Below are 11449 nucleotides of genomic sequence, written 5' to 3' on the forward strand. Positions count from 1 at the left end.
CAATATTCATGCAATAAATGTGAATAAAAATACATTAACGTTGAGCATAAAGGAACCCGATGTTGAATACGCTGATTGTAGGCGCTAGCGGTTATGCGGGCGCAGAGCTTGTAAGCTACGTGAATCGCCATCCACATATGACCATAACCGCTTTGACTGTCTCAGCGCAAAGCAATGATGCAGGAAAGTTAATTTCCGATTTACATCCGCAACTTAAAGGTGTTGTGGATCTGCCATTGCAGCCAATGTCGGATATCAGCGAGTTTACCGACGGCGTGGACGTGGTCTTTTTAGCCACCGCTCACGAGGTCAGCCATGACCTGGCGCCGCAGTTCCTGGCGGCCGGTTGCGTGGTGTTCGATCTCTCCGGTGCGTTCCGCGTGAACGATGCCGCCTTCTACGAAAAATACTATGGCTTCACGCATCAGCACCCGGATCTGCTTGAAAACGCAGTCTATGGTCTGGCGGAGTGGAGCGCAGACCGGCTGAAAGAGGCGAATCTGGTTGCCGTTCCGGGCTGTTACCCAACGGCAGCACAGCTCTCCCTTAAGCCGTTGATCGATGCGGGCCTGCTGGATCTGAATCAGTGGCCCGTGATCAACGCCACCAGCGGCGTGAGCGGGGCAGGGCGCAAGGCGGCGATCTCCAACAGCTTCTGCGAAGTCAGCCTGCAGCCGTATGGCGTGTTCAATCATCGTCATCACCCGGAAATCACCACTCATCTGGGCGCAGAGGTCATTTTTACCCCGCATCTGGGCAGCTTCCCGCGTGGGATCCTCGAAACCATCACCTGCCGCCTGAAGCCAGGCGTGACCAAAGACCAGGTAACTGACGCGTTTATCCAGGCCTATGCCGACAAACCGCTGGTACGCCTGTACGATAAAGGCCTTCCGGCGCTGAAAAACGTGGTCGGTCTGCCGTTCTGTGATATCGGCTTTGCCGTTCAGGGTGAACACCTGATCGTGGTGGCGGCAGAAGATAACTTATTAAAAGGCGCTGCCGCACAGGCCATGCAGTGCGCAAATATTCGTTTTGGCTACGCTGAAACGCAGTCTCTTATTTAAGGTGTGATGATGAACCCATTAATTATCAAACTCGGTGGTGTACTGCTGGACAGCGAAGAAGCGCTGGAGCGTCTGTTTACCGCGCTGGATAGCTATCGCGCATTGCATCAACGCCCGCTGGTGATTGTGCACGGCGGCGGCTGCGTGGTGGATGAGTTAATGAAAGGCCTGAACCTGCCGGTGAAAAAGAAAAATGGCCTGCGCGTCACGCCTGCAGATCAGATCGACATCATCACCGGTGCGCTGGCGGGAACGGCCAACAAAACCCTGCTGGCATGGGCGAAGAAACATAACATCGCCTCTGTGGGACTTTATCTGGGTGACGGCGACAGCGTCAAGGTGACCCAGTTTGACGAAGAGCTTGGCCACGTTGGCCTGGCGCAGCCGGGTTCGCCTGCGCTGATTAACACCCTGCTGGCAGGTGGTTTCCTGCCGGTTGTGAGCTCTATCGGCGTCACCGAAGAAGGGCTGCTGATGAACGTCAACGCTGACCAGGCGGCAACGGCGCTGGCGGCGACGCTGGGCGCGGACCTGATCCTGCTCTCTGATGTGAGTGGTATCCTGGACGGCAAAGGCCAGCGCATCGCGGAGATGACTGCCGAGAAAGCAGAGCAGCTGATCGCCCAGGGCATTATCACCGACGGGATGATCGTGAAAGTGAACGCGGCGCTGGATGCTGCCCGCACGCTTGGCCGCCCGGTGGACATCGCCTCCTGGCGTCACGCCGAGCAGTTGCCGGCGCTGTTTAACGGCACGCCGATTGGCACGCGTATTCTGGCGTAAGATTTTTTCCCTCACCCTAACCCTCTCCCGGAGGGAGAGGGGATAAAAGAGGGCAACACTAACCGAATTTAAGGAAGCATGTTATGGCACTTTGGGGTGGGCGTTTTACACAGGCAGCAGATCAGCGGTTCAAACAGTTCAACGACTCTTTGCGCTTCGACTACCGCCTGGCCGAACAGGATATCGTCGGCTCGGTGGCCTGGTCCAAAGCGCTGGTGACCGTTGGCGTACTGACTGCTGATGAGCAACTGCAGCTGGAAGAGGCGCTGAACAATCTGCTGGAAGAGGTGCGCCTTAACCCGCAGCACATTCTCGAAAGCGATGCTGAAGATATTCACAGCTGGGTCGAAGGCAAGCTGATCGACAAAGTCGGCCAGTTGGGTAAAAAACTGCACACCGGCCGTAGCCGTAACGACCAGGTCGCCACCGATCTGAAGCTATGGTGTAAAGACACCGTGGTGGAACTGCTGGCCGCTAACCGTCAGCTGCAAAGCGCGCTGGTGGAAACCGCGCACAACAACCAGGATGCGGTGATGCCGGGTTATACCCACCTGCAGCGCGCGCAGCCGGTCACCTTTGCTCACTGGTCACTGGCCTACGTTGAGATGCTGGCGCGTGATGAAAGCCGTCTGCAGGATACGTTGAAACGCCTGGACGTCAGTCCGCTCGGCAGCGGCGCGCTGGCCGGTACGGCATATGAAATCGACCGCGAACAGCTGGCAGGCTGGCTGGGCTTTGCCTCCGCGACCCGCAACAGCCTCGACAGCGTCTCCGATCGCGACCACGTGCTGGAACTGCTCTCTAACGCCTCTATTGGCATGGTGCATCTGTCGCGCTTCGCCGAAGACCTGATTTTCTTCAACTCTGGTGAAGCCGGTTTTGTTGAGCTGTCCGATCGCGTGACCTCCGGTTCATCACTGATGCCGCAGAAGAAAAACCCGGATGCGCTTGAGCTTATCCGCGGCAAGTGTGGTCGCGTGCAGGGTGCGCTCACCGGCATGATGATGACCCTGAAAGGTCTACCGTTGGCCTACAACAAAGATATGCAGGAAGATAAAGAAGGGTTGTTTGACGCGCTCGACACCTGGCTGGACTGTCTGCATATGGCGGCGCTGGTGCTGGACGGTATTCAGGTAAAACGTCCGCGTTGTCAGGATGCGGCGCAGCAAGGTTATGCCAACTCGACTGAACTGGCAGATTACCTGGTCGCCAAAGGCGTGCCGTTCCGTGAAGCGCACCATATTGTGGGTGAGGCGGTAGTTGAGGCGATTCGTCAGGGCAAACCGCTGGAAGATCTCCCGCTTAGCGACCTGCAGAAATTCAGCAGCGTGATTGGCGATGATGTGTATCCGATCCTCTCCCTGCAGTCGTGCCTGGATAAGCGTGCGGCCAAAGGTGGTGTGTCGCCGAAGCAGGTAGCGCAGGCGATTGCGGATGCGAAAAACCGTTTAGTATGACGGTGCAAATGCCGGGTGGTGCTTACGCTGACCCGACCTACGAATAATGAGCCAGCCTTGCGCTGGCTTTTTTACGCAAAAAAAAAGCGGACCACGGGGTCCGCAAAAGTTCACGTTGGCTTTAGTTGTTCGAGTTTTGAGAGAAACTCGTTTAAACGGGCAGGACTTCAAGGGTCAAACAGGTACCGCCTCGTCTATGTGGTGCATTATTCAACAGAACGCTTGATAGGGATAATCGTTCGTTGCTATGCTATCTATCGCCATGAACTATCGTGGTGACGGAGGATGAATAATGAATATTCGTGATCTTGAATACCTGGTAGCGTTAGCCGAACACCGTCATTTTCGGCGGGCGGCGGATTCCTGCCACGTGAGTCAGCCCACGCTGAGCGGTCAGATCCGCAAGCTGGAAGATGAACTTGGCGTGATGTTGCTGGAGCGCACCAGCCGTAAAGTACTGTTCACTCAGGCAGGTCTTCTGCTGGTGGATCAGGCGCGTACCGTGTTACGCGAGGTCAAAGTGCTCAAGGAAATGGCAAGCCAGCAGGGGGAAACCATGTCCGGTCCGCTGCATATTGGCCTGATCCCTACCGTTGGCCCATACTTGTTGCCGCAAATCATTCCCATGCTGCACCAGACCTTCCCGAAACTTGAAATGTACCTGCACGAAGCGCAAACCCATCAGCTGCTGGCCCAGCTCGACAGCGGCAAGCTCGACTGTGCGATCCTCGCGCTGGTTAAAGAGAGTGAAGCCTTTATCGAAGTGCCGCTGTTTGACGAGCCGATGATGCTGGCGATCTATGCCGATCACCCGTGGGCGAACCGCGATCGCGTGCCGATGGCCGATCTGGCGGGTGAAAAGCTGCTGATGCTGGAAGATGGTCACTGTCTGCGCGATCAGGCGATGGGCTTCTGCTTTGAAGCGGGTGCGGATGAAGATACGCACTTCCGCGCAACCAGCCTTGAAACGCTGCGTAACATGGTGGCGGCCGGAAGTGGGATTACATTACTGCCCGCGCTGTCGGTTCCGCCAGAGCGTAAACGCGACGGCGTGGTTTATCTGCCGTGCATCAAACCCGAACCGCGTCGTACGGTTGGGCTGGTCTATCGTCCGGGATCGCCGCTGCGCAGCCGCTATGAGCAGCTGGCAGAGGCCATTCGTAGTTCGATGAATGGCCGTTTCGACAGTACGTTAAAACAGGCGGTTTAAGCCGTTTAGCGCTGCTACCCGATAGGCTTCTGCCATGGTCGGGTAGTTAAAGGTGGTGTTAACGAAGTACTCAATGGTGTTACCGCCACCTTTTTGCTCCATGATGGCCTGGCCGATATGAATGATTTCCGCCGCGCGTTCACCGAAGCAGTGAATGCCGAGGATCTCTTTCGTCTCGCGATGGAACAATATCTTCAGCGTACCGACGCTCATCCCCACGATTTGCGCCCGCGCCAGGTGTTTAAATTGCGCACGACCCACCTCATACGGCACTTTCATCGACGTCAGCTGCTGTTCGGTTTTCCCCACTGAGCTGATTTCCGGAATGGTATAAATACCGGTTGGAATATCCTCAATCAGATGGGCAGTCGCTTCACCTTTTACCAGCGCATGCGCCGCAATACGCCCTTGATCGTAAGCCGCAGAGGCCAGGCTTGGGTAACCAATTACGTCACCTACGGCATAGATATGCGGCAGGGCGGTCTGGTACATGCTGTTAACCTTGAGCTGTCCGCGGCTGTCGGTGGCAAGACCGATGTTCTCCAGCGCCAGCGAATCGGTGTTACCGGTTCGACCGTTGGCGTACAGCAGGCAGTCGGCTTTCAGCTTTTTACCGGATTTCAGGTGCATGATGACGCCGTCATCGCAGCCTTCGATCTTCTCATACTCTTCATTGTGGCGAATCACCACGCCGCTGTTCCAGAAGTGGTAAGAGAGCGAATCTGACATCTCCTGATCGAGAAACGCCAGCAGACGATCGCGGGTGTTAATCAAATCAACTTTGACTTCCATTCCACGGAAAATCGACGCGTATTCGCAGCCGATCACCCCTGCACCGTAAATCAGCACATGGCGTGGCTCGTGATGCAGGCTCAGGATCGAGTCGCTGTCATAGACACGCGGATGGGAAAAGTCGACGTCATCGGGATGATACGGACGTGACCCGCAGGCGATAACGAATTTCTCGGCGGTAATCGTCTCGACGGAGCCGTCGTGGCACTCCAGCGCCAGGGTATGTTCATCAACAAAATGGGCGTTGCCCTGCAGAATTTCGCAGTGGTTGCGCTCGTAAAATCCCTGACGCATCCGGGTTTGCTGATTAATGACGGTATCGGCATGGTTGAGGATGTCGGCAAAGGAAGAACGCAGAAGTCGGGAGTGATCGCTGTAAAGAGGATTTTGGTTGAATTCAATAATGCGGCTGACGGCGTGGCGGAGGGCTTTGGAAGGGATGGTGCCCCAGTGGGTGCAACCCCCGCCAACATTATGGTAGCGCTCAATGACCGCTACTCTGGCTCCTTGTTTAACCAGTCCCATAGCAGCGCCTTCGCCGCCGGGGCCGGAACCAATAACTATTGCATCGTAATCGTAGGAATGTGGCATGGTCAGGCTTACCTGTTCTTATACATAAAAGCAACAGAATAGTAACATCATCGCCGGGATAACCCAATTATCGTTGTGCTCTTTTCGCGTGGTGGAGCACAAACAACATGTAAACCGTCATTCTCAAAGCCTGGTAAACAGATTAAATTTATTCTCTGGTATAGTGCCAGCGGGCCTTTGGAAGGATTCAACTATCGTGATGGGCGTAAGAGCACAACAAAAAGAGAAAACCCGGCGTTCGCTGGTGGAAGCGGCATTCAGTCAACTGAGTGCTGAGCGAAGTTTTGCCAGTTTGAGTCTGCGTGAAGTCGCACGCGAAGCCGGGATCGCGCCTACCTCCTTCTACCGTCACTTTCGTGATGTAGATGAACTGGGTCTGACCATGGTGGATGAAAGCGGTCTGATGCTGCGCCAGCTGATGCGTCAGGCGCGCCAGCGGATCGCCAAAGGAGGAAGCGTGATCCGCACCTCTGTTTCCACTTTTATGGAGTTTATCGGCAATAATCCGAACGCATTTCGTTTATTGTTGCGTGAGCGTTCGGGAACATCGGCAGCGTTTCGTGCCGCCGTGGCGCGTGAGATTCAGCACTTCATTGCGGAACTTGCTGACTATCTTGAACTCGAAAACCATATGCCGCGCGCCTTCACTGAAGCGCAGGCCGAGGCGATGGTGACAATTGTCTTCAGTGCGGGCGCCGAAGCACTGGATGTAAGCGTTGAACAACGCAAGCAACTCGAAGAGCGACTGGTATTGCAACTGCGGATGATCTCCAAGGGCGCGTATTACTGGTATCGCCGCGAACAGGAAAAACTGGCGCATCAATCCGATGAGTGAAAGGTGAGTAATGAAACAGACAGGACAGGATAAAGGAACATTGTTGCTGGCATTGATCGCTGGCTTATCCATTAACGGAACCTTTGCAGCTTTTTTCAGCTCCATTGTGCCGTTTTCGGTTTTCCCGATGATTGCGCTGGTACTGACGGTGTACTGTCTGCATCAACGCTATTTGAATCGCACTATGCCGGTGGGTTTACCGGCGCTGTCGGCGGCCTTCTTTGTTCTGGGTGTCCTGCTGTACAGCACCGTGGTACGCGCTGAGTACCCGGATATGGGCTCTAACTTCTTCCCGGCGGTGCTGTCTGTCATTCTGGTGTTCTGGATTGGCTTCAAGATGCGTGACCGTAAGCACCAGCTGCCAGAATAAGGTTTTGTTTGCCGGTTAAGCGAAGCGCCATCCGGCAACCGAGTTTTATCGGGCTGTCAGCAGTACGCCGCACTCCATATGGTGCGTGTACGGGAACTGATCGAATAACGCCAGACGTTCAACCTTGTGCGTCTGGCTTAATGTTTCCAGGTTCTTGCATAACGTTTCCGGGTTGCAGGAGATATACAGAATACGCGGGTACGCCTGCACCATTTTCTCGGTTTCGCTGTCCAGCCCGCTGCGCGGAGGATCGACGAAAATCGTCTCACACTGGTAGCCCTTCAGATCAATACCTTGCAGACGGTTAAAATCACGCACACCGTTCATCGCCTGGGTAAACTCTTCCGCCGACATGCGGATAATCTGCACATTATCAATATGGTTCGCGGCGATGTTGTATTGCGCGGCTGCAACCGACGGTTTGGCTATTTCGGTTGCCAGCACGCGTTCGAAGTTACGCGCCAGCGCCAGCGAAAAGTTACCGTTACCGCAGTACAACTCCAGCAGATCGCCCGTTGAGCCTTCGGTCGCTTTCAGCGCCCACTCCAGCATCTGCACGTTCATCGCGGCGTTAGGCTGAGTAAAGCTGTTCTCAACCTGGCGATAAATCATCTCTTTACCGCCAACCGGCAGGCGCTCATCGACGAAATCCTGATCCAGCGCGATTTTGGTTTTGGTCGCGCGGCCAATCAGGTGCACGTTGATGTTCTGCGCGCGCAGGGCATCGCGCAGGGCTTCTGCCGCCTGGCGCCACTCATCATTCAGCGCTTTATGGTACAGCAGCGAGACAATGGCCTGATTGCTTTGGGTGGTCAGGTAGTCAATCTGGAACAGCTTATGGCGCAGCAGCGGATTATCGCGCACGCCATCCATCATCAGCGCCATTAACTGGTTAATCAGCTCGCTGGCGGCCGGGAAGGTATCGACGCGGATACGACTTTTGGTCTGCTGATCGAAAATGATGTGATACAGGTCGTCGCCATCGTGCCAGATACGGAACTCAGCGCGCATACGATAGTGGCTGACCGGTGAGCGGAACACCTCAGGCGCAGGCGCAGCAAAAGGCGTCATCATGCTTTGCAGACGGACCACTTTCTCTGCCAGCTGTGCGTCGTACTGTTCTGTCGGGAGGTGTTCGGGGGTCATGATGCTTCCTGATTGATGATGAATTACGCCGGGATTGTAGGGATTGTGCAGGGGATGTCCAGCCTTAATGGTTATCAGCAGTCTGGACATCTATACGTATCTAATTGTAGCATTATGTTTCCGGTCTCTTAGGAGTGAAGAGGGAATCCAGTGAAAATCTGGAGCTGACGCGCAGCGGTAAAGACTGGCGGGATGAGAGCTGTAGACACTGCTGGCAAAGCGGGAAGTCTTCATCCACAACACGCCACCTAGCCCGAAGACCTGCCGGTATCACGTCGCATTTGGTGTCATCATCGCGTGCTATAGATGAGGCCTGCGGCATCCTTCTTATATTGTGGATGCTTTAACAATGATTAAAAAAGTTTCGCTGATGACGGCGCTTTCCGTCACGGCATTTTCGGGCTGGGCGCAGGATGGCACAGACTCGTTGGTGGTGACAGCAAACCGCGTTGAACAACCTGCTAATACCGTTCTGGCACCGAACTCCGTGGTGACCCGGGAAGATATCGAACGCTGGCAGGCAAAAAGCGTCGTTGAGGTGATGTCTCGCCTACCCGGCGTTGATATCGCGCAAAGCGGTGGAATGGGCGCTAACTCCTCTACCTTTATTCGCGGTACCGAATCCCGCCACGTGCTGGTGTTGATTGACGGTATTCCACTGAATAACGCCGGTATCAGCAACTCCCCGGATCTCAGCCAAATCCCTGTTTCGCTTATTCAACGTATCGAATATATCCGTGGCCCACGTTCGGCGCTGTATGGTTCAGATGCGATTGGCGGCGTCATTAACATCATTACCGGTCGCGACAAGCCGGGCGCGGAGATTTCAGCTGGCGTCGGTTCTAAAGGCTATCAGACCTATGACGGCTCCTTCCAGCAGGTGCTCGATAAAACCAAAATCACGATGGGCGGTAACTATACCTACACGCGCGGTTTTGATATCGATGCCCAGGATGCCCCACGTCAGCCTGACCGCGATGGGTTTATGAGTAAGTCGCTGTTTGGTTCCATCGAACAGCAGATCACCGACAACCTGAGCGGCTTCGTGCGTGGTTTGGGTTATGACAACCGCACCGACTATGACGGTTATGAGCATTATGATGCCAACTTTATGGTCGATGGCATGCCAGATACGCGCCAGCTGTATAGCCAGAACTGGGATACCGGCCTGCGCTTTAACCAGGGCATTTATCAGTCACAGCTGGTGGCCGGGTATGGTCGCAGCAAAGACCAGAACTATGATCCTGCGAAAGGTCGCTATGCGTCGTCCGCCACGATGGATGATGTTAAGCAATATACTGCGCAGTGGCTGAACACCGTCACGGTGGGTCACGGCAATATCGGGGCGGGTCTGGACTGGCAGAAGCAAAAAACCCAGGCGGGTACCGGCTATCTGGATAACGGTTACGATCAGCGCAATACAGGCGTGTTCCTGTCTGCTCTGCAGCAGTTTGATAGCGTCACGCTGGAAGCCGCAGCGCGTAACGATGATAACTCTAACTTTGGCAACCATAACACCTGGCAGACCAGCGCCGGATGGGAGTTCATTGACGGCTATCGGATCATCGGTTCCTACGGCACAGCCTTTAAAGCACCAACGATGAGTCAGATCCACAGTGCGAGTTATGGCAACCCGGATCTGAAACCGGAAGAGAGCAAGCAGTGGGAAGGCGGTTTTGAGGGGCTGACTGGCCCGGTGAACTGGCGTGTGTCAGGTTATCGTAACGATATCGACAATCTGATCAGCAGCGACCCGCGTACCTTCCGCTACTACAACGTCGATAAAGCGCGCATCAAAGGCATCGAAGCGACGGCACAGTTCGATACCGGTCTGGTAGGGCATCAGATCTCCTATGACTACGTGGATCCGCGTAATGCCAAAACAAACGAAGTGCTTGCCCGTCGTTCGAAGCAGCAGGTGAAATACCAGCTGGATATGCAGGTGTGGGACCTCGACTGGAACCTGGCGTACCGCTACCTGGGTACCCGTTATGACGTGTCGTACGATCCGAATACCTTTACTTCCGAGCGCGTGAAACTGGGCGGCGTAAGTTTGTGGGATCTCGCAGTTTCGTATCCGGTCACCTCACATCTTGTAGTTCGTGGTAAAATAGCCAACCTGTTCGATAAAGATTACGAGACAGTTTATGGCTACCAAACTGCAGGACGGGAATACACCTTGTCTGGCAGCTACACCTTCTGATCCACGTCCCACCGTGCTGGTGTTTGACTCCGGCGTCGGTGGGCTTTCGGTCTATGATGAGATTCGGCATCTCCTGCCGGATCTTCATTACATCTATGCTTTCGATAACGTCGCTTTTCCTTATGGGGAAAAGAGCGAAGCGTTTATTGTCGAGCGCGTCCTCGAGATCGTCACTGCCGTGCAGCAGCGTTATCCCCTCGCACTGGCGGTGATTGCCTGCAATACGGCGAGTACGGTTTCTCTCCCTGCATTACGCGAAAAATTCCCGTTCCCGGTTGTCGGTGTGGTTCCGGCGATTAAACCCGCTGCGCGCCTGACGGCAAACGGCGTGGTGGGATTACTGGCGACACGCGGTACGGTTAAGCGTCCTTATACGCGCGAATTGATTGAGCGCTTTGCCAATGAATGCAAGATTGCCATGTTAGGGTCTGCTGAGCTGGTTGAGATGGCCGAAGCGAAGCTGCACGGTCAAGCGGTGTCGCTGGAAGAGTTGCGTCGCATCTTACGCCCGTGGTTGTTAATGAATGAACCACCTGACACGGTCGTACTGGGTTGCACTCACTTTCCTTTGCTGCAGGAAGAACTGCTTGCCGTCCTGCCGGAAGGAACCCGTCTGGTGGATTCCGGCGCCGCCATCGCTCGTCGCACAGCATGGTTGCTTGAGCATGAAGCGCCAGATGCAAAATCTGTTGATGTGAATATCGCGTATTGCATGGCGTTAACGCCCGAAACTGAGCAACTTTTACCCGTTTTACTGCGTTATGGCTTCGAAACGCTCGAAAAACTCGCGCTGGAGCACGGTTTTGAGCAAAAAAGAGACGGTTGAAAGTTTTTTTTAAATTACCTCTTGTCACCGTCGGAGAACTCCCTATAATGCGCCTCCACTGACACGGAACAACGGATTACAAACCGCCGTGACAGCAGGGGTTCAGAGATGAACGCCGACAGAGAAAAGCGAAAATAAACGCTTGACTCTGAATGAGGAAGGCGTAATATAC

Annotated in this window: 10 protein-coding genes and 1 riboswitch; of the genes, 8 read left to right on the top strand and 2 right to left on the bottom strand. The window is 54.7% G+C overall.

What is annotated here, in order from left to right:
• Window positions 1-59 precede the first annotated feature (59 nt).
• From argC to oxyR, 4 genes are all read left to right on the top strand, one after another.
• The gene (argC, locus tag ACRDD5_RS21170) at window positions 60-1064 is read left to right on the top strand and encodes an N-acetyl-gamma-glutamyl-phosphate reductase (protein WP_438677906.1); all 1005 of its coding nucleotides are present in this window, start codon (window positions 60-62) and stop codon (window positions 1062-1064) included.
• 6 nt (window positions 1065-1070) lie between these two features.
• Window positions 1071-1847, top strand: coding sequence for an acetylglutamate kinase (gene argB, locus ACRDD5_RS21175; protein WP_271281461.1), 777 nt, complete (start codon window positions 1071-1073; stop codon window positions 1845-1847).
• 83 nt (window positions 1848-1930) lie between these two features.
• A complete protein-coding gene (argH, locus tag ACRDD5_RS21180; protein WP_438677907.1) occupies window positions 1931-3304 on the top strand; it encodes an argininosuccinate lyase in 1374 nt (457 codons plus the stop codon).
• A gap of 292 nt (window positions 3305-3596) precedes the next feature.
• Window positions 3597-4514, top strand: coding sequence for a DNA-binding transcriptional regulator OxyR (gene oxyR / locus ACRDD5_RS21185; protein ID WP_271281463.1), 918 nt, complete (start codon window positions 3597-3599; stop codon window positions 4512-4514).
• Here the strand turns inward: oxyR and sthA are convergent.
• Complete coding sequence (gene sthA, locus ACRDD5_RS21190) at window positions 4497-5897, bottom strand: Si-specific NAD(P)(+) transhydrogenase (protein WP_271281464.1); 1401 nt, start codon at window positions 5895-5897, stop codon at window positions 4497-4499. The two genes, oxyR and sthA, sit on opposite strands and share 18 nt — an antisense overlap.
• Before the next feature lie 196 nt (window positions 5898-6093).
• Here sthA and fabR point away from each other — a divergent pair, with 196 nt between their 5' ends.
• On the top strand, window positions 6094-6732 hold the full coding sequence (gene fabR / locus ACRDD5_RS21195; RefSeq protein ID WP_032615233.1) for an HTH-type transcriptional repressor FabR: 639 nt from the start codon (window positions 6094-6096) through the stop codon (window positions 6730-6732).
• Window positions 6733-6742: 10 nt separating this feature from the next.
• Window positions 6743-7102: a YijD family membrane protein gene (locus tag ACRDD5_RS21200; protein ID WP_438677908.1), complete on the top strand. Its 360-nt coding sequence runs from the start codon at window positions 6743-6745 to the stop codon at window positions 7100-7102.
• Between the two features lie 45 nt (window positions 7103-7147).
• Here ACRDD5_RS21200 and trmA read toward each other — a convergent pair whose 3' ends face one another.
• Window positions 7148-8248 carry a tRNA (uridine(54)-C5)-methyltransferase TrmA gene (trmA, locus tag ACRDD5_RS21205; protein WP_271281465.1) on the bottom strand — a complete coding sequence of 367 codons (1101 nt, stop codon included), beginning with the start codon at window positions 8246-8248 and terminating at the stop codon, window positions 7148-7150.
• Window positions 8249-8352: 104 nt separating this feature from the next.
• Window positions 8353-8531: riboswitch (cobalamin riboswitch) on the top strand.
• A gap of 66 nt (window positions 8532-8597) precedes the next feature.
• On the opposite strand from trmA, the gene btuB reads away from it, so the two are divergent.
• Together btuB and murI are read left to right on the top strand one after the other, a co-directional pair.
• Window positions 8598-10451: a TonB-dependent vitamin B12 receptor BtuB gene (gene btuB / locus ACRDD5_RS21210; RefSeq protein ID WP_438677909.1), complete on the top strand. Its 1854-nt coding sequence runs from the start codon at window positions 8598-8600 to the stop codon at window positions 10449-10451.
• Window positions 10396-11277: a glutamate racemase gene (murI, locus tag ACRDD5_RS21215; protein WP_438677910.1), complete on the top strand. Its 882-nt coding sequence runs from the start codon at window positions 10396-10398 to the stop codon at window positions 11275-11277. The genes btuB and murI overlap by 56 nt, the downstream gene beginning before the upstream one ends.
• The last annotated feature ends 172 nt before the right edge of the window (window positions 11278-11449 follow it).

The sequence above is a fragment of the Silvania sp. genome, from assembly GCF_051656365.1.
GTDB lineage: Bacteria > Pseudomonadota > Gammaproteobacteria > Enterobacterales > Enterobacteriaceae > Enterobacter > Enterobacter hatchlandensis.